17 protein-coding genes are annotated in these 20,033 nt (G+C 41.5%); 13 read left to right on the forward strand and 4 right to left on the reverse strand.

What is annotated here, in order from left to right:
- Nucleotides 1-51: 51 nt before the first annotated feature.
- On the reverse strand, nt 52-315 hold the full coding sequence (locus V7L20_RS09515; RefSeq protein WP_334743840.1) for a hypothetical protein: 264 nt from the start codon (nt 313-315) through the stop codon (nt 52-54).
- A 236-nt stretch (nt 316-551) separates the two neighbouring features.
- On the opposite strand from V7L20_RS09515, the gene V7L20_RS09520 reads away from it, so the two are divergent.
- From V7L20_RS09520 to V7L20_RS09530, 3 genes are all read left to right on the forward strand, one after another.
- On the forward strand, nt 552-1,154 hold the full coding sequence (locus tag V7L20_RS09520) for a DUF3318 domain-containing protein (RefSeq protein WP_334743841.1): 603 nt from the start codon (nt 552-554) through the stop codon (nt 1,152-1,154).
- A gap of 222 nt (nt 1,155-1,376) precedes the next feature.
- Complete coding sequence (locus V7L20_RS09525; protein WP_334743842.1) at nt 1,377-2,810, forward strand: hypothetical protein; 1,434 nt, start codon at nt 1,377-1,379, stop codon at nt 2,808-2,810.
- 451 nt (nt 2,811-3,261) lie between these two features.
- Nucleotides 3,262-3,453 (forward strand): hypothetical protein, encoded by a 192-nt coding sequence (locus tag V7L20_RS09530; RefSeq protein WP_334743843.1) that lies wholly within the window; start codon nt 3,262-3,264, stop codon nt 3,451-3,453.
- Nucleotides 3,454-4,016: 563 nt separating this feature from the next.
- Here the strand turns inward: V7L20_RS09530 and pgeF are convergent.
- Nucleotides 4,017-4,802: a peptidoglycan editing factor PgeF gene (gene pgeF / locus V7L20_RS09535; RefSeq protein WP_334743844.1), complete on the reverse strand. Its 786-nt coding sequence runs from the start codon at nt 4,800-4,802 to the stop codon at nt 4,017-4,019.
- Nucleotides 4,803-4,879: 77 nt separating this feature from the next.
- Between pgeF and V7L20_RS09540 the strand changes: the two genes are divergently transcribed.
- Complete coding sequence (locus V7L20_RS09540; protein WP_334743845.1) at nt 4,880-5,698, forward strand: biotin--[acetyl-CoA-carboxylase] ligase; 819 nt, start codon at nt 4,880-4,882, stop codon at nt 5,696-5,698.
- Nucleotides 5,699-5,787: 89 nt separating this feature from the next.
- Nucleotides 5,788-7,425: a M23 family metallopeptidase gene (locus V7L20_RS09545; RefSeq protein ID WP_334743846.1), complete on the forward strand. Its 1,638-nt coding sequence runs from the start codon at nt 5,788-5,790 to the stop codon at nt 7,423-7,425.
- 72 nt (nt 7,426-7,497) lie between these two features.
- Here V7L20_RS09545 and V7L20_RS09550 read toward each other — a convergent pair whose 3' ends face one another.
- Nucleotides 7,498-8,178, reverse strand: coding sequence for a riboflavin synthase (locus tag V7L20_RS09550; protein ID WP_334743847.1), 681 nt, complete (start codon nt 8,176-8,178; stop codon nt 7,498-7,500).
- A 340-nt stretch (nt 8,179-8,518) separates the two neighbouring features.
- Between V7L20_RS09550 and V7L20_RS09555 the strand changes: the two genes are divergently transcribed.
- The 6 genes from V7L20_RS09555 to V7L20_RS09580 all read left to right on the forward strand — a co-directional run bounded on the left by V7L20_RS09555 (nt 8,519) and on the right by V7L20_RS09580 (nt 17,489).
- A complete protein-coding gene (locus V7L20_RS09555; protein ID WP_012406891.1) occupies nt 8,519-9,016 on the forward strand; it encodes a bifunctional nuclease family protein in 498 nt (165 codons plus the stop codon).
- A 100-nt stretch (nt 9,017-9,116) separates the two neighbouring features.
- Nucleotides 9,117-10,247 carry an aldo/keto reductase gene (locus V7L20_RS09560; protein WP_334743903.1) on the forward strand — a complete coding sequence of 377 codons (1,131 nt, stop codon included), beginning with the start codon at nt 9,117-9,119 and terminating at the stop codon, nt 10,245-10,247.
- Nucleotides 10,248-10,485: 238 nt separating this feature from the next.
- Nucleotides 10,486-12,294 (forward strand): ABC transporter ATP-binding protein, encoded by a 1,809-nt coding sequence (locus tag V7L20_RS09565; protein ID WP_334743904.1) that lies wholly within the window; start codon nt 10,486-10,488, stop codon nt 12,292-12,294.
- A gap of 185 nt (nt 12,295-12,479) precedes the next feature.
- Nucleotides 12,480-13,097: a Uma2 family endonuclease gene (locus V7L20_RS09570; protein ID WP_334743848.1), complete on the forward strand. Its 618-nt coding sequence runs from the start codon at nt 12,480-12,482 to the stop codon at nt 13,095-13,097.
- Between the two features lie 315 nt (nt 13,098-13,412).
- Complete coding sequence (locus V7L20_RS09575; protein ID WP_334743849.1) at nt 13,413-14,744, forward strand: deoxyguanosinetriphosphate triphosphohydrolase; 1,332 nt, start codon at nt 13,413-13,415, stop codon at nt 14,742-14,744.
- 87 nt (nt 14,745-14,831) lie between these two features.
- On the forward strand, nt 14,832-17,489 hold the full coding sequence (locus V7L20_RS09580; protein WP_334743850.1) for a U32 family peptidase: 2,658 nt from the start codon (nt 14,832-14,834) through the stop codon (nt 17,487-17,489).
- 24 nt (nt 17,490-17,513) lie between these two features.
- Here V7L20_RS09580 and V7L20_RS09585 read toward each other — a convergent pair whose 3' ends face one another.
- Nucleotides 17,514-18,401 (reverse strand): LysR family transcriptional regulator, encoded by an 888-nt coding sequence (locus V7L20_RS09585; protein WP_334743851.1) that lies wholly within the window; start codon nt 18,399-18,401, stop codon nt 17,514-17,516.
- Nucleotides 18,402-18,556: 155 nt separating this feature from the next.
- Between V7L20_RS09585 and V7L20_RS09590 the strand changes: the two genes are divergently transcribed.
- Nucleotides 18,557-19,333 carry a class I SAM-dependent methyltransferase gene (locus V7L20_RS09590; RefSeq protein WP_334743852.1) on the forward strand — a complete coding sequence of 259 codons (777 nt, stop codon included), beginning with the start codon at nt 18,557-18,559 and terminating at the stop codon, nt 19,331-19,333.
- Nucleotides 19,334-19,387: 54 nt separating this feature from the next.
- Nucleotides 19,388-19,987 (forward strand): hypothetical protein, encoded by a 600-nt coding sequence (locus tag V7L20_RS09595; protein ID WP_334743853.1) that lies wholly within the window; start codon nt 19,388-19,390, stop codon nt 19,985-19,987.
- Nucleotides 19,988-20,033 lie beyond the last annotated feature (46 nt).

The raw sequence follows: 20,033 nt of genomic DNA on the forward strand, positions 1-20,033 counted from the left end.
GATAAACAAAAGCCCGCCTTGAGGTGGGCTTTTGTTCAGGAAGAAAATTAGCTATGTTGGATTATAATAATCTGGCTGATTGGATATATCTTTTGGGGGGCGATCGCTACTCCAAGCCCACCACACAGAGCCACAATGACAGTAGTAAAACTCTTGCCATTTGCGACGACGGTCTTCTGTAAGTACAGGCGATCGCCGATTTAGCCAAACTTTTTCAGCTTCTCGGCTACTTGAGTGGCAATTAGGACAGCAAAATTCATAGGCATGTATTGCCTTATTCGTCCATTCAGGCGGTAGGGTAGCAAAAGCGTCCATGTTGTTACAAGTGTAGTAGCAATGGTTATCGAACAGAATTCAGGAGTCAGAATTCAGTCTGCTGAATCAATATTCTTATGGCTTCATCTGAATCTATTCACAAATCGCCATTTACAGAGATTTTTACTAATAGAACAACCATTTAGAAAGACTGTGAGAGCATCTCACAAATCAAAGGTTAACATGAATGACAACTAAAATAGTTACCATGCACATTATGGCTAATAATTAAATTTATGGAGCCAAATGTTGAAATTCGCCGTTTGTTAGATGTGATGCCTGCCTCTGGTCGGATGATGACAAAAATCGTTAGTAAGCCAGAACAGGCAAAAGTGATTGATGCCTCTTTTCCCCAACCCTGGAATCAGGCGCGACCGATATATATTAATTTCGATTTGTGGCGTCGTTTGACCAAACCGCAACGAGACTTGCTGCTGTTGCAGATGGTTAGCTGGTTGACGGGGGTGAAGTGGTTTAAACCCGACATTTATCAAGGTGTAGTACTGGCGGGACTGTTAGGCGGATTATTAGAAGCAACACAATCAGATGTGGTGGGTGTAGCCGTAGCTGGGGGATTAAGTGCGATCGCTGCTTTTCGAATCTGGCGCACTAATAAATCTCTTGAGTCAGAGTTAAATGCCGATGCCGCAGCAATTCGCATAGCACAACGGCGTGGTTATTCAGAAACTGAAGCAGCGCAGCACCTGTTATCTGCAATTGAAGCGGTAGCCAAAATTGAAGGGCATGTTGGTTTAAATTTTACCGAGTTGATTCGTTGCCAAAACTTACGAGCGATCGCGGGTTTATCACTAGTAGGTCTACCAGAAAGTTATAAATAAAAATCAGGAAAAATCCATTCGTCTAAATATTTAAAAAATCAAGATAATATTTTGATAAATAAGTTTTGTCTCAGATTGTGATAGCATTTTTAGAAAGATTTTTAACTAACAATGCTAAACAATAAATTCGTCAAATATACTTCGAGATTACCTTTTCATTCTCCTTTGTTTATTATCATTATTTTTTCTGTTCTTGGTTTAATAGGTATTCTTAACCATTCGATGTGGCGAGATGAACTAAATCCCTGGCTCATTGTCAGAGATAGCGAATCTTTAGGAGATTTAATTGCAAATATTCGTTATGAAGGTCATCCTCTTCTATGGTATTTTTCTCTGGAAATTTTGAGAAAAATAGTCGATAACCCTATTATTATGCAAATTTTTCATTTAGCAATTACTATTGTTTCGGTTACTCTTTTTTGCCTATATAGTCCTTTTAATTATAAACAAAAATTTCTTTTTTCTTTCGGTTTCTTTCCTTTTTACGAATATCTTTTAATTTCTCGAAACTATGCCTTTAGTATGTTATTTATTTTTGCATTTTGTACAATTTTTCCATCTAGAAAAATAACTTCTATTTATTTGGCAATTTTATTAGGTTTACTAGCAAATAGTAGTGCTTATGGTTTATTGGTATCATTCTCTTTATCATTGACTTTGCTAGCCGAATTTTGTTTTGATAATGAACATCGCCAGCAGTATTTTAGTCAAAACCGAAAATACGATTTATTTCTAAGTATTGTAATTATCACATTTTCTTTTATTTTATCCATTTATATTATTACTCCTCCTACAGATAGTTATCTTCATGGTGGGTTAAATAATGGTTGGCTAACAAAATTAGATATCCGTCATTTATTGAGAAGCATAAGTAGAATATTTGGTGCTTATTTCTTAATTATTCCTCAATACAAAAAATGGCTGGATTTAATTATTTGTACGATAATTTCTTTAATAATTGTAATTTTAACCTTAATTAAATTATCTAAAAAGCCAGTTCCATTATTTTTCTACATCATAGGCAATTTTGTAATATTTGCCTTTACATACTTTAGATTTATAGGTATGCCTCGGCATTTTGGGCATTTCTATTTAGTTATGATAGCGGCTTTATGGCTGGGAAGTTATTATCAAGAATCTCTAATTATACTCAATAATTTTACTGTTCGTCCCAATTCAATCACATTTGTTTATAAATGGCATCATATCGCTTTAATGCTAATTCTTTATATCCAGTTTTTTGGAGGAATTTATAGTTTTTCAAGAGATTTATTTGTACCATTTTCTGCCAGTAGGGAAACAATTCAATATATTAAAAAAACTGGTTTAGTTAATGAGTTTATTGTTGCCAGTCGAGATGCAAATATGGCTCCTTTATCGGGTTATCTTAATCGAAAGCTTTATTATCCTGAAATTCAAAAAATGGGAAGCTTTACCCTATTCAAAAACGGTCGTAAAGATGTAGAACAAGCTGAGATATTAAATCAAATTAATTTTATACTCAAAAATAAAGATGAACAAAATAAAATTTTAATCATTTTAAATCGGAAACTGAATGTCAATCTGAATGAACTGAAAATTGTTCCAATCAAAGATTTTCAGAGAAGCTGGGTGGATACAGAACGATATTTTCTGTATTGGGTAAATAAAGCATAAGAATAATGCTGTTATAGACTTTTTTGAACTGAAGCAATCAGCATTTACGCCTGAGTATATCGCTATGAATTCTTGGTTTTTCCAGTGGAAATCAATAGCAAAAGATACTTCATTCAAGCTACAGCGAGAAACTAATCTTACTGTGTTATGCGTTTTAAAGTGCTGTTCTGTCTTAGAAACCAAAGTTTAGACTGTTATACAAGCAACATGTATCGTACAAACACCCCAGAAATAATGCTTTTGCGCCCTTTGAGTTAACTTGCTACCAGTGATAACTAGCTGCAATGCGTGAGGTTAATCTACACTGGAATAAGAGAATGTGTGCTTAACTAACTTAGATGTTGGAGACTGAGGAGTTTAGTCATACCTTCTCGGTGTTACTGATGAAGTGCTTACCTCGTGTGGTAAAACTTAACTTAAATTCTGTCAGTTACTAGCGGAGTTGATAGGAATGGGTACTTTAATTATTATTGGCTTGATAGTGGTTTACGGAGGCGGCGCTTGGAAGTTTTGGAATGGGTTTGGACGGACTAATTTTAATCCCACTTTGACTAATCGCATTGGTTTATCTTTGCTATGGCCAGCTTTGTTTATTACAAATCAATCCTATCGTCGAAACTTTAGAAAGGCGTTGAAGGGTTAGAGTTTACTATTAAGTTTAAAGTCATCTGAACCTGACGGTGACATATATCCCAATATAAATCTAACCCACCAACCCCCTTCCCTGTTAGGCAAAGCTACCGTGTATACATAAGTCCAGTTGAGAATCAAATGGACAGAAAAGAACGGAAAATTATTTTTAAAATCCTTGATTTTCGGTTAAATATTTATCAATAAGCTGAGATGATTGATAAATATTTAACCGACTCAAAAGCTTGCCTATATTGGCTTGTATGTTACCAGGCAAGGATTTGAGGACTTGTGTATACACCGTAGGTAGGGGAAGAGGGTAGTCAAAAGTCAAACAATTTTAGATTTTGGATTTTAGATTTTAGATTTATTGCATCCTGCTTTCGTGGGTTGCAGCTTGGGGATCTTAGTTAGATTTGCGATTTGAGATTTGTTCCGCTTACGACAAGCGGGGCTTGAACCGAAAAGATAATTACATGATCCAAAATTTAAAATCTAAAATTCGGACGGTCAAAATTATTATGTAATAAACTCTTTAGGGATTTTCAATGGTTGCTCTATTTCCGCCGTAACGTACTAATGACTCGTTTTACCGCTAACAATTCCTGACCATTGAATTTTTTTCTCTTTCTCGCGGCGGTAAGAAAAGAAATGCTCTGGAGTTTGGAAAGTACAATAAGGTGCGATCGCAATTTGTTCTGCACTAATTCCCATATTTTCCAATTGTAAAACATTCACTCGCCGGACATCTAACCTTACCTTTCCAGGATTAGGGTCTTCCAGTAAGGGTGAATTTGGTAATTCATGCAATGCAGTTACAATTTTTTCTTCATCGTTATATGGTATAATGCTAGCTCCGATTTCAGCAGCAACTTCGATAGAGACCTGGTAAACCTCACCAGCGATCGCTGGGCCCATCGCAATCCTCAAATTATCAAGTTTACTGCCTTGAGATTGTAATCGAGCGATCGCCAATGGAACAATCTTCTTGGCAGTCCCCCGCCAACCCGCGTGTAATGCTGCTACCCGTCCAGTTTGCACATCGCCAATCAACACGGGTGTACAATCTGCACTAGCTACCCAGACAGCTTGCAGAGGCTGTTCGCTAACTAAACCATCTGCCGATGCTAAATCTTCCTCAGCAGTGCTTAAGAAGCTTTCAACTTCTTGGGGGGTGAGAACAGTATTGCCATGAACCTGTTTTAAGCGATAGACTGATGCCTCTGGTTGCAATACTTCTGTGATAACTTGTGGCGATCGCGGCCAAAACTGCTGGGTAAAGAAGCCGTGCTGCCAACATTCCAGAATACTACAAGTTAGATAGGGCAGTCCTTCCCAATTGTGCCAGTGCCAAGTGTGCATCTTCAACCAAACCTAAACAGAAATCACTCATCAGCCAATCAATGCTAACTTGAACAACGGAATTTGGGTTAACTGCTGTGGAATTTAATTTGCAAAACTTGGAAGCAGCTTTGAAAGCAGCGCGTAAATATACATATTTACCATTTTCTCTCCACTTTTTTGAAAGCGTCTCTTCAACAAATCAAACTCTCTGGAACTTACTCAATCAAGGGGCTATTTCTGGAACAGTAGTAATCGCAGCTGTACAATCTGCTGGGCGCGGACAATGGGGCCGTGAGTGGATTTCTCCTGTTGGCGGATTATATGTTTCCGTGGCGATTTCTTTAGACCACAAAATAGAGGCTACTGACAGCTACCAGCTAACTTTCGCTACTGCTTGGGGGATTGCGTCACAATTGCGCCAATGCGGTGTAGATGTTGGGATAAAATGGCCCAATGATTTAATTTTAAATGGTCGCAAACTAGGCGGCATTTTGACAGAAACCAAAGTAAACAAAGGACAAATCACTCAAGCAGTAATTGGTGTTGGTATTAACTGGACAAACCCAGTACCCGAAACTGGAATCAATCTGGAATCGTGGCAAGCTTCTCAAGATTTCAGACCAATTTCTTGTTTGGAAATACTCACCTCTAAAGTCTTGCTGGGAATAGAATCCGGTATAGAGTGCCTTTGCCAAGAAGGAATAAAAGTACTTTTGTCTCATTATTTAGATTTGCTTACAAACATGGGCGATCGCGTCTACATGAATAATCTTTCAGGTACAGTAGTTGGGGTGACATCTCAAGGAAATTTACGAGTTGATTTAAAAACAGATGATACAAAGGAACTAATTACACCGGAAATTTATATTGAACCCGGTACAATCAGTTTGGGGTACCATAAATCTTCCGTTTAAATTTGAGGTTTGTTTAAATTCCGCTCTTTGGGCAAGACAAACCACTAGCATCATCTCTTTAGGCTAATTACACACAACTGAGAGAACAAATGACGCAGCGCAAAAATTCTGCCCCTCATCGTTTGGATTACTTATGGCAGCAAGGTCTAACAAAAAAACGTTTTGCCTCAACACTACCAGCCCAGAGCCTTTGTTGGTTGAGTAGCGTCAGCCTCCTTAGCGGCGGCTTTGTGTTTGCCCAAACGGAAACACAAATAGACAACATCGTTCCCACAGTTGAAAGTTCCCAGCCACCAACAGCAGTTACAAATCCAGTTAACACTGAGCGACTTGTGCCTAGTTCAGCCCGAGCGGAGTCGAGGGGCAAAGCTGAGGTAAGCCGAAGTGTTAAAAAGCAGGCTGTTGCCCCTGAAACCGCTCAAGCGCAACCGGAATTTTCCCAAAGGCGAGCCAGACTCAGAAAGAGATTAGCCAAGCCAGAGGTTGCTCAATCAAAAGAGCCTGTTAGGCAGTCTACACCAAAAATCGAAGCTGCTGAACCTCTTGTAATTATCAGACAGTCAAAACCCAAGGTAGAAGCCTCCCAGGTTACTCCTGCATCGGTGAGACAGTCAAAACCCAATACCCCTTTCCGCTCTTTACCTGAAAAACTTCCAGAAGTTGCTCAACCATCAAATAACTCCAACAGCCCTATCAGTGCAACGCCGGAAAAAACCAAGGATTATAATAACGCCTATATTGATCCTAATAGTTATGACAGTGGTGCCACAGGTACTTATCAAGCACCAAATTCTGTAATTCTTACAGAACGCTCCAGTGGTTGTCAAGCCACTTTGCCATCAGGGCAAAGCGTATTAGGCGGTGTTTGCGCCAAAGTACCGCAAAGGAGTGTAGCTGATTCTAATAGTAAACCAGCACCTACTTGGCTCAAAAGAAGTCAAAATGCACAATTACCAGTAGTTCCACCTGTGCGGCAGATTGCATCTACTGGCAATATTAGCAGATGGCGTGCTACTCCAACTCAAAGTGATTCTAGCGGTGTCACCAAGAGCGGATTTCACCCGAATCGGTTTATACCGAGTCCTCGCGAGTTCAGCCCCACAACAGTAAGTGCAACTCCCATCGCACCAACTGGCGGTACTTTACCCCCACCAATGGCAGATGGCAACATTGCACCCCGTCCTAGCACCGTAGCTTACGACTTCTCACTGGCATCAGTATTGCCCCAAATCCCGTACATAGGGAGAGTTGCCTATAGTGGTACGGGAATGATGTATCCATTATCTATACCTGCTGCCATTACTTCTGTATTTGGTTGGCGAATTCATCCAATCACAGGTAGTCTACGCTTTCATGCTGGTACAGACTTGGGTGCGCCTACAGGTACGCCAGTTTTGGCCGCTGCTGCTGGAAGCGTGGAAACTGCTAACTGGGTGGGTGGTTACGGTTTAACCGTTATTCTAAATCATAAATCTGCTCAAAAAACTCTCTACGGTCACATGTCACAAATCCTTGTTCAACCTGGTCAGTGGGTACAACCTGGAACTGTCATCGGGCTAGTTGGCAGCACCGGTAATTCCACAGGTCCTCACCTGCACTTTGAAGTCCGCCATCTGACACCGAACGGGTGGGTTGCTACTGACCCAGGCGTGGAATTACAAAGTGCCCTGAGCCAGTTAGTGAGAGGCTTGCAAACTGCTCAGGTAAGCCAGGAACCAGGCAGTTGAAAGACAGTTAGGAGTCAAGAGTGAAGAGTTATGAATTTAAAACTCCAAACTCCAAACTCCTAACTTTTTTAATTACAAATACCCGTGTTCTGCTAAGAATGCGGGTGTAATGCCATCCATACTAGTTTCATTAAGGGCTGTGGTTTGTGAGTTTCCAGGGTAAAGGAATTTTTCGACGTATTTGCCGAGAATATCCCCTTCTAGATTTACCCAACTCCCAGGAACCAAATAGCGAAGATTTGTCTCGGCATAAGTGAGGGGAATTACCGCCACCTTGAATTGAGAGAGTTCTGGCTCATAAGCGGCTACTGTGAGACTGATGCCATTGACAGCTATGCTACCTTTGGGGACAATATACCGTGCGATCGCCTCGGATGCAATAAAGATCATTTCCCAAGAACTAGCCGTTTGTTCTGCCACTAGCAATCGACCGATGCCGTCTACATGACCCATCACAAAATGACCGCCAACTTTACTGCCTACCCTTAGCGACGCTTCTAAATTGACATATCTCTGTTGTGTTTGCTCACCTCCTAGAGTTGTGCGACGTAGCGTTTCCGGTGAAGCCGTGGCAATAAACCCGTCTTTTAAAACTTTTTCTACTGTCAGGCAAACACCATCTACAGCAACACTGTCACCATAAGCCAAATCTTGCATAATTACTTCACCCGACTGGTTTACACAAGTAATTTGCCAAGAATCGCCCCCCAAGGGTTTCATCGTTCCTAATGCCTGGATTAATCCTGTAAACACGGCTTTTTTGTCAAACTAACTCTATTTATTGCCTATTTTTGCTTGAAATCAATTGGTAATTGTCACATAAATTTCCAACATCCAAGTATATTTTCTGACTTTTTTTCGCATAGGAATATTAACACATTAGCATCCTTCACAGGGCATACTTGGGTAAGAACGTTATTGTCTAAGAAGACCAATTTGACTTACTCTGGTTTTCACCACAAGTTCGGAGTTTAATAGAAGCAATTATAGAGAACGAATGCTTATGTTTATTACTGTCGCTCAACCGCCTAAAAAGGAGTGCTATTTATTACATAGCATCCAAGGCTTTCAAAGCATTGTAGAGGCTTAGGCAATGATTGAAATGAAAGTTGCTGGCATAGCATTAGATGCCATAACCCGCAGCCCGATCGTCCTTTTGAAAGATTCTTCAGATCGGCGGGCTTTGCCAATTTACATTGGTCAGGAACAGGCTAGGGCAATTATGGGCGCACTGGAGAATCAAAAGCCTCCCAGACCCTTAACCCACGACCTGATTGTGAATCTTCTAGAGACTTGGAATATGACTCTAGAAAAGGTGATTATTCATTCCCTGCAAAAGGATACATTTTATGCAGCTTTAATCGTCCAGCAAGGCGAGGTCAAAAAAGAAATTGATGCACGTCCTAGCGATGCGATCGCCATTGCCCTCCGTACAAATACCCCCATTTGGGTAATGGAAGAAGTGATTGCCGATGCTTCTATCCCCGTTGACCGCGATGCAGATGAAGCCGAACAGCAAGCCTTTCGTGAATTTATTTCCAATCTCCGTCCTGAAGATTTGATTAAGCGCTTTGGTAATGGCGACAGCTAGGCAATTTTAGATTTGGAATTTTGGATTTTAGATTCAACGAGAAATCTAAAATCTAAAATCTAAAATCTAAAATTGAATGACTCCTAACTCTTTATTAAAAATGCAATACCGACGCTTTGGAAAAACGAATCTGCGCCTCTCGGTTTTTTCTCTGGGAACAATGCGCTACCTGGCTTCTTTTGAAAATGCTCACCAGACTATCGAACAAGCCTTAGCGTTAGGAATTAATCATCTAGAAACCGCCAGAGGTTACGGCAAAAGTGAGGAGTATCTTGGTAGGGCGCTAAAAGCTGGGTTATCAGTACCCCGAACGAGGCTTTATGTAACTACCAAAATCTCAGCCACAGCAGATGCTGATACCATGCGTCGGTGTATCGATGAATCCCTAGAACGATTACAGCTAGATTATTTAGATTGCTTAGGCGTTCATGGCTTAAACACCTGGCAACATTTAGAGTGGGTGCAAGCTAAAAATGGCTGTATGCAAGCTGTAGAAGAAGCTGTTGCTGATGGTCGAGTACGACACGTTGGTTTTTCCACCCACGGCCCATTAGAAGTAATTCAGGCAGCAATAAGTACAGATTTTTTTGAATTTGTCAATCTGCATTATTACTATTTTTTCCAACGGCACGCACCAGCGATTCAACTAGCTGCTCAAAAGGATATGGGCATTTTCATTATTTCTCCGGCTGATAAGGGGGGACGTCTCTACACGCCACCCCAAACTCTAAAAGACTTGTGTTATCCGCATTTACCCCTAGAATTAAACTATCGCTTTTTACTATCTGATAACCGTATTACTACTTTGAGTATCGGTCCAGCAAACCCAGATGAATTAAGGGAACCTTTGCGAATTGCTGACGATGATGGAAAGTTAACATCAGCCGAAAATTCTGCTTTTGAGCGATTAGAAAATCACCAAAAAGTTACTTTGGAAACTGATAAGTGTAGCCAGTGTTATGCTTGTTTGCCCTGTCCAGCAAATATCAATATTCCAGAGGTATTGCGATTACGAAATCTTACAGTGGCATACGATATGACTGACTATGGACAATATCGTTACGGAATGTTTGAAAATGCTGGTCATTGGTTCCCTGGAATGAAAGGCAATCGGTGTACAGAATGTGGTGAGTGTTTGCCTCGGTGTCCAGAAAAGTTAGATATTCCAGCTTTGTTGGAAGATACTCACCAAAAATTAAGTGGGAAAGCAGGTAGGAGATTGTGGGGTTAAGCAAGAGGCAGGGGAGGCAGGAGAGGCGAGAAAAGTGATTTGTATCAATTATTTTGTAAAATGGTGTGACCACCCTGAAACATAAAAATCCCAAAAAGTTTTTAGGCTTTAACTTTGGGGTTTTCAGCAAACATTCTTATAAAATTGTAAAATTAATAAAGATTTAATAGAGTCAGGAAGATCCGTCCAAGCTGGGGTATCTCGCAGTAAGAAAGATGAAGATTAAAAAAAAAGAAATATCCTGCGCCAATCACTGACGGTTTTCCGTTACAGTGGACGGGCTGTAAACTTAGTATGGACTACTAGCCGATCGCTAACTATTCTTCTAGCTAGTTTAACTTTAATAGCTGGTCTTTTGCCGGCAGCGATATCCTATCTCGGTAAGTTAATTGTTGATGCAGTGGTATTTGCCTCTCAAGTTAATTCACAGAGTAATGGTTTTGTCAATATTTCTCAGCCTTTGTTGTATGTAGGATTAGAAGCGATCGCTGTAATTCTACTAGCAGGCGGTCAACGGGGAATCACCATTTGTCAGTCGTTATTGCGGGCGCTACTAGGTCAACGGGTAAATGTACTCATTTTAGAAAAGGCGCTGACACTCGATCTTAGGCAGTTTGAAGACTCAGAATTTTATGACAAATTGACCAATGCCCGACGAGAAGCATCAGTTCGTCCCCTTTCTTTAGTAAGCCGCACCTTTGGGTTGGTACAAAATGCTCTTTCCCTGTTCACATACGGTATTTTGCTAGTAAATTTCTCAGTTTGGGCGGTAGTGGTGCTGATTTTGGCAGCGATGCCTGTATTTATTGCCGAAACAAAATTTGCTGGAGAAGGCTTTCGCTTATTTAGTTGGCGTGCGCCAGAAACTCGTCAACAAAGCTACTTAGAAAATTTGCTGGCAAGAGAAGATTTTGTCACAGAAGTCAAACTCTACCAGCTGGGAGAGATGCTGCTAGAACGTTACCGCAACCTGTTTGAGCAACTCTATGGCGAAGACCGCGATTTGACTCTCCGGCGAGGACTGTGGGGGTATCTCCTGAGTTTAGTTAGCACTGGTGCTTTTTACCTAGCTTATGCTTGGATTGTACTGGAAACAGTGCTAGGTAAGATTTCCTTGGGAGATATGACAATGTATCTTACTGTGTTTCGCCAAGGACAATCTACTTTCTCTAATGCCCTCACTTCTATTGGAGGGATGTATGAGGATAACCTATATTTATCAAATCTCTACGATTTCCTGGAAGAGGAAGTACCAAAGTCTTGGGGAAAAGCAACCATTGGTTTAAATTCCCAAGATGGTATTCGTTTCGAGAACGTATCATTTACTTATCCAGGAAGTTCTAAACCAGCCTTAAGAAACATTTCACTGCATTTGAAACCCAGAGAGAAACTGGCAATTGTCGGTGAAAACGGTTCTGGTAAGACTACCTTAATCAAACTACTTACCCGACTCTACACCCCTGACTCTGGGCGAATTTTCTTAGATGGTTTGGACTTGCAAGAATGGGATGCGGATGTGCTGCGGCGTCGGATTGGTGTAATTTTTCAGAACTTTGTCCGCTACCAGTTCACTGTGGGTGAGAATATTGGCGTGGGTGATGTAGAACATCTCGAAAACAAAACCCGTTGGCAAACTGCTGCCGAAAAAGGCATGGCCAAATCTTTTATTGACCAATTATCCCAAAGCTTTCAGACTCAGCTTGGTCGTTGGTTTAAGGGAGGACAAGAACTTTCTGGGGGACAGTGGCAGAAAATTGCTCTATCTCGTGCTTTTATGCGATCGCAAGCAGATATCTTGGTGTTAGATGAACCAACATCAGCAATAGATGCCCAAGCTGAGTTTGAGATTTTCAATCATTTTCGCACTATTACTCAAAATCAGATGGTACTTTTGATTTCCCATCGCTTCTCAACGGTACGAATGGCTGACAAAATCCTAGTTATAGAAAACGGCGAAGTTATAGAACAGGGAACTCACGAACAATTGTTAGAGCTAGGAGGACGTTATGCCAAGTTGTTTATGTTACAAGCAGCTGGTTATCAATAGGAAAAGAAGCTAACAAACTTTGTGAATTTAGATAGCGATGCCTACGGCGGGCTGTGCCTACGCTCACTTTGTACAAAGCACATAACACCTCTATCTAATCACGTTAAACTGTTCGGTAAACATCGGTCAAATCTCTTTAGTGCCTAGATGCTTCGTATTGTTAAACATTGTTACCCGATAAAATTATGCAAATAACACAACAGCGATACTATACCCCAGAGGAATATTTAGAGCTAGAAGAAACTGCTGACTATAGAAGTGAATACATTAACGGACAGATAATTCCTATGGCGGGTGGAACAGCAAATCACAATCGTATAGCTGGTAATTTCTATGCTGTGTTAAACTTCGCGTTCAGACAACAAGAATACGAAGTGTTTAATAGCGATATGCGTCTGTGGATACATCAAAAGCGTATCTACACGTATCCAGATGTGACAGTAATAGCCAGTGAACCAGAATTTTTCAACAACCGTACAGATATTATTACAAATCCCCAAGTTATTGTTGAGGTTTTGTCTAAATCTACTAAAAACTACGATCACGAAGATAAATTTCAGGCTTACCGAACTATTTCCACTTTTCAAGAATATTTATTAATTGACCAAACTCGGATTCATGTAGAGCAATTTTCCAAAACTGGGAAAAAGCAATGGACCCTTCGTGAATATGATGAAGAAGATGAAGCGATCGCACTTGTAAGCGTACCATTTGAGATTTCCTTAGAGGATTTATATAACAAGGTGAAGTTTGAAGTTGTTGACTCGGAAGCGGAAAGTGCTGATGTTGAGGGATTGGGGTAGGGTAGCGATCACTTAATTTATCTCAATTGATAAAGGCGTAGGCGTAGCCCGCCACAGGCATCACTTGATTGAATTGAGCGATGCGTAGCCTGTGTAAAGTACGTATTACATCGGAGCATCAACTTGCTGTATGAGCTTTACTCCTGACTTGCTTTTTACAATTGAAGTTAAGTAATGGCAATTGTGGTTATTACTTAAAATTTTTCTATGATTTAGAATAAACTTTTACTTTTTACTAAGTAGAGTTAAAATGTGACATTGCCCATTGCTTCTAGCTAGGGGGCATTGTCTAACATACTTTCAGATAACACAGCAATGATGGATTGGAAGAAACTTCTGACACCAAAAAGACTTGGCAAGACTGAACTAGAAAATCCCCAGTTTGATCGTACTCCTTTTCTAAGAGACTATGATCGCCTAGTATTTTCCTCACCTTTTCGTCGCCTCAAAGATAAAACTCAGGTTTTTTCGTTGTCTACAAATGATTACATTCGTACTCGTCTGATTCACAGCCTTGAAGTTTCCTGTGTTGGTCGATCCCTTGGTAGGATTGTGGGTGAGAAAATTGTAAACACACACAAGCTTAATGACTATGGGTTCACTGCTTCAGACTTTGGTGATATTATCTCTGCTGCTTGTCTAGCTCATGATATCGGTAATCCTCCCTTCGGTCATTCTGGAGAAGATGCTATCCGTACAGGATTTGAATCCTGGTACAATACTGTTAACCATGTAGGAGAAGAACTTCTTAGCAAGTTTCAAAAAGCTGACTTTGATTCATTTGAGGGCAATGCACAGGGTTTTCGTATTTTAACTAAGCTTGAAATGCGTCCTCAAAAAGGGGGAATGCAACTCACCTGCCCAACTTTAGCTGCTTTCACAAAGTACCCTAGAGAATCATTACTATCAGAATCTACCTTAAACGGTTACTCAGGTAGAAGTGTTAAAAAATATGGTTTTTTTCAGGCAGAAAAAGATTTATTTGCTGAAGTAGCAGAAACGGTTGGGCTAATTCGCCGTCATGAGAATGCAGCATGGTGGTCTCGACACCCGCTTGCTTTTCTTGTTGAAGCAGCAGATGATATTTGTTACTCAATTATTGATGTAGAAGACGCCCATCGCATGGGTTACATCTCATTTGAAAAAACCACGTGCTTGCTTAATAAAATCGCAGAAATTGATATTAACAAACATGATGAAAGCAGTGTAGAAAAAGTAAAACGCCTGCGTGCCAAAGCTATCCATAATCTTATTGGGCAGGCAACTGACATTTTCTTTGCACACGAGCAAGAAATACTTTCTGGAGAGTTTGATGAAGATTTGTTATGCCGAAGCCGTTATGGAAATGACCTAGAAGAAATTGCGAAGGTAACCCGATCATCTGTTTTCCAGCATCGTAATGTCGTTAATATCCAAATAGCTGGTTATGAAGTTTTAGGAAAACTATTTTCTGACTTTGTAAATGCTATCCTGCATGACAGCAAAAAAGCAAAGTTAATCTATCATATGCTTCCCAAGGAATATCACCCGAATTCCGATGAAGATACCTATAACAAAATTCTTAGAATTACAGACTATATCTCTGGCATGACCGATTCTTATGCTACCAGTTTATTCCAACAATTTAGTGGGATTTCATTGGGATAAAGTGACAGCGATCGCCTTCCTTCCCCCACCATCCCCCAATAACTTAGATAAAATCACTATGGTGCTAGTTAACCTTCCCTAAATCTGATGAAAAGCGATCACTCTTTTTCCCAACCCTCCCTTCAACGTCCTGAACTACTTGCGCCAGCAGGTAATTGGGAATGTGCTAAAGCTGCTGTGGAAAATGGGGCAGATGCGATTTACTTCGGTTTGGATCGCTTCAACGCCAGAATGCGGGCACAAAACTTTACTGAGGCAGACTTACCCCAATTGATGACATTTCTGCATCGTCGCGGCGTAAAGGGTTATGTCACTGTCAACACACTAATATTTCCCAAAGAACTAGCAGAAGCACAGCAATATCTTTGCACAATTATTGCCGCAGGTGTGGATGCGGTGATTGTCCAAGATATTGGTATATGCCGTCTCATCCGTCACCTGTCGCCCGATTTTCCCATCCATGCTTCCACTCAAATGACGATCACCAGTGCGGTTGGGGTAGAATTTGCCAAGTCCCTCGGCTGTCAATTGGTAGTGCTGGCGCGTGAATGTTCTCTCAAAGAAATCAATAAAATACAGCAGCAGATTACCCAACAGGAAACTTCGCTACCCTTGGAGGTCTTTGTTCACGGTGCTTTGTGCGTAGCGTATTCTGGTCAGTGTTTGACTAGCGAGGCTTTAGGCGGACGTTCTGCAAACCGAGGTGAATGTGCCCAAGCTTGCCGGATGCCCTACGAGTTAATCGCTGATGGGGAAATTGTGAATTTAAAAGAACGCAAATATTTACTCAGTCCTCAAGACTTAGCAGGGTTAGATGTTCTGCCAGATTTGGTGAAATCAGGAGTAACTTGTCTCAAGATTGAAGGTCGTTTGAAAGCCCCAGAGTATGTTGCCAATGTCACCCGTGTCTATCGGCAAGCTTTGGATGGGGTGATGGCAAAATTGGAAAAACCTAACCCCCTAACCCTCTTCCCTAGTAGGGAAGGGGAAATAAAAGCTCCCCTTTCTGTTTCAAAGAGGGGTTGGGGGAGAGGTCAATCAGATCAACAACACTACAACCTAGAAATGGCATTTTCTCGCGGACTTTACACAGGTTGGTTTGGCGGGATTAATAATCAGGAACTAGTTCACGCCCGCTTTGGTAAAAAACGTGGGGTTTATTTAGGTGAAGTCAGCCGCATTTACAACGAACAGGTAACAGTCAAACTGGAAGCGCCTGTAAAACCAGGGGATGGAATAGTATTTGACTGCGGTCATCCAGAGGCGAAGGAAGAAGGCGGCCGGGTTTATGCTGTGGTGTCTAAAGGTAAGGAAACTTTGCTGACATTTGGGCGAAATGACTTGAATCTGCGCCGAGTGCATATAGGCGATCACATTTGGAAAACCAGCGATCCAGAATTAGATAAGCAACTGCGCCAGAGTTTTGCAGGCGAGAATCCCCAATTTCAACGCCCCATTTATATAGAAATTTACGGAGAAGTTGGTCAGGCGTTGATTGCGATCGCCCGCGATCAACTCGGTAATATTGTCCAAGTAGAGTCTGCAATTTCCCTGGTGGAGGCGCACACCAAACCCCTAAATACAGACCGTTTACAAGAACAATTTGGTCGTCTGGGTAACACACCTTTTTGTTTGGGAACGCTAACCAACCACCTCAGTGGTACTTTTATGCTACCCGTCAGTGAATTGAACCGGATGCGGCGGGAAATTGTCGTGCAGTTGGAAGAATTACGGAGTCAACCCAAACGCTGGCAATTACGTTCTGATGTCTCTTTCCACGATTTACTCCCCTCCTCATCCCCCTCATCCCCCTCACCCCCCTCACTCATAGTCTTGGTGCGTAACCTTAAGCAACTCCAAGCTGCCCTCAAAGCTGGTATTGAAACCCTGTACTGTGAATTTGAAGACCCCCGCGCCTACCGAGAAGCGGTGCAAATGGTGCGCCAACAACAGCAAAAAAACAAAGCAGAAAATTCTTCACTCCTAACTCCTTTTTGTACAGACGCGATGAATCGCGTCTCTCCTAACTCCCAACTCCCTACCATCTGGGTTGCACCTCCCCGAATTACCAAACCGGGGGAAAATTGGATTTTGCAGCAGGTACGTGCCTGTGAAGCAGATGGCTATCTAATACGCAACTATGACCAATTACAATTTTTTGCAGCAGACCGTTGTATCGGAGATTTTTCGCTCAATGTTGCTAATCCCTTAACAGCAGACTACTTTCAGCAACACTTTGGTTTTGAAAGGCTGACGGCATCCTATGACCTGAATATTACCCAACTACAAGACCTGCTCACCAGTTGCCCACCCCAGTGGTTTGAGGTGACAATCCATCAGCATATACCGATGTTTCACATGGAGCATTGTGTATTTTGTGCCTTTTTATCAACGGGTACAGACTACACTAACTGTGGACGACCTTGTGAAAAGCAGGAAGTGAAATTGCGCGATCGCGTTGGTAGCGAACACGTCCTCAAAGCAGATGTAGGTTGCCGAAATACTGTATTTAACGGCACTGCTCAAACTGGAGCGGAGTACGTACAGCGCCTTATAGAATTAGGATTACGTCAGTTTCGCATTGAATTTGTCAATGAAACACCAGAACAAGTGAGTAAAACAATACATCGCTATCGTCAACTATTGCAAGGCGAGATTACAGGTTCCCAAATATGGGGAGAGTTGAAACTGCAAAATCAATTGGGCGTAACTCGTGGTCCTATGGCAGTGTCTGCACTGCGATAATATAATTATTACAAGCTGCTCTATTTACCACTGCTGGGCAGCTTGTTTAACTATCTCCACAAGCCTCAGCACGGTTGGGGATGTCTCGTTTTTCCGCCAAATCATTGCAATGGCTACTTTTGGGGTAGATTGTTGTACAGTTTTATAAACTACTCCAATCCGTTGCAAATTTTGCAAAGATGCTGGGACGATCGCCACACCCATTTCGGCTGCTACTAAACTGACAATTGTTTGCATCTGGATGGCTTCTTGGGCAACCTTGGGACTAAAGCCTGCTTGCTGGCAGAGACTAATGATTAAGTCGTAAAGTCCTGGTGCTAATATTCTGGGAAATAAAATAAACGGTTCATTGGCAAGAGATGTCAAACACATATTAGATTGACTCGCTAGCAAATGTGCTTCAGGTAGTGCCACCATCAGCGACTCTTGAAAAATCGTTTCACAGCTAAATCTATTTTCTTCAACAGGTGGACGCAATAATCCTACATCCATTCGACCTTCTCGTAACCACTCTAACTGCTGATCTGTAGTCAGTTCATGCAACTCGATGCTCACACCAGGAACGCAACTACGAAAGGTTCGTAGAATAGTTGGCAAAATATTATACGCCGCAGAACTGACAAAGCCGACTACCAACTGTCCAATTTCGCCCCGACTGGTTTGCCGCCCGACTTGGATTGCCTGTTGTAATTGCCTCATAATTTGCTGAACTTCACCCAGAAACACATGCCCCGCTTCTGTTAACTGCACATTTCGTTTCGTGCGGTAAAACAGTTCAAAACCTAATTCTCCCTCTAGCTGCCGAATTTGTTGACTGAGGGGAGGTTGGGCAATGTGTAATCGTTCCGCCGCCCGTCCAAAGTGCAGTTCCTCTGCCAAGGTGACAAAGTAGCGCAAGTGTCGTAATTCCATTTGTTCCTCTAACTCATATCTTTAAAATATTAGTTAAGATGAAAATATATATTGGACATAATTAAAAATCTTTTTTATTGTGATGATCAGCCAGTCATCAACCTCAGACATTTGGTTAATAACTGGCAAGCGAACAATCTGTACTTTTACAGTTTATGAATAATATTTCGACAGCTAATAATTGGAATACTACCCTTTACGAAGATAAACACGCCTTTGTTTGGCAGTATGGTGAAGACTTACTAAAATTACTCAACCCTCAACCGCGAGAATCCATTTTGGATCTAGGTTGTGGTACAGGACAACTTACAGAAAAAATTGCCCAAACTGGTGCTGAAGTCATGGGAGTTGATTATGCACCCGCGATGATCGAAAAGGCCAGACAAAACTATCCCCATATCCGCTTTAATATTGCTGATGCTAGGAACTTTCAAGTAGATAAGCCATTAGATGCTGTGTTTTCCAACGCTGTATTGCATTGGGTGAAAGAAGCAGATAGAGCGATCGCCTCCATACATGAATCCCTAAAACCCGGAGGCCGTTTTGTGGCAGAATTTGGTGGTAAAGGAAATGTGCAAGCGATCGCCACAGCTTTATACAGTGCTTTAGAGTCCATTGGTATCCCTCAAGTACAAGTAGAGAATCCTTGGTATTACCCCAGCATTGGCGAATACAGCAGCCTATTAGAACAGCAAGGCTTTGATGTCATTTATGCTATCCTGTTTCCTCGCCTAACTCCCCTAGCAGAGGGAGAAGCAGGTATGGCAAACTGGATTAAAATGTTCGCCAGCACTTTCTTAGCCGGACTTTCATCTGAGCAACAAATACAAATAATTCCCGTCGTCGAAGAATATCTGAAGCCAACACTATATCAACAAGGAACTTGGACAGCAGATTATCGAAGAATTCGCATCGTTGCCATTAAACTATAAAATGTACTATTTTTTACTAGCGCCTTCATTACGAATTACGAATTAGTATCAGTTATGCATATAGCTAAATTGTGCGATCGCCCTACAGTCCTTCTCCTAAAGGAGACGCTACACGAACAGGCATCCTACGGCAGGCGTTGGCGCAGCCATCGCCAGAGATCACTTTCATTATTATTAACCATTAGCCTTACCACTTTACTAATCCCGCCCTCGCTAGCGCAAACTCCCCCAATACCATCGCCTTCTAATGCGCCTCTGGAACTAGACTTATTGACCAAGCCAAAAAACTATGTAATCACAGCTAATACCATAAATCCAGAACGATTGACGGTTCCCAGTTTATGGTGGGCACAACAAAACTCTGAGACAAAGCTATTGGATAATTGGATAGCATATCCAGCTTCTAACAAAGAACCTGCACGAGTAGACTTGATCGTGAATCAGCAAATTTGGAGCTTACTAGACGATATACAGCGCTACGACTTCGTAAATCGCTTAGGTAGCGCTGCACGAAACTTTGGTTACAACGTCCGGGTATTTAATTATCAAAAAGAACCCTTGGCAACCTATACTTGCAACTTTAGTACAAGTCCAGCTTTATGCAGTGTCCAAACCACTATTAAGAACAAGATAGGGTTAGAGCGTTCACTTTAGTAATTTTAGATTTTAGATTTTGGATTTTGGATTAAATTTTAATCTA

This window comes from Nostoc sp., assembly GCF_036916735.1.
Taxonomy (GTDB): domain Bacteria; phylum Cyanobacteriota; class Cyanobacteriia; order Cyanobacteriales; family Nostocaceae; genus Nostoc.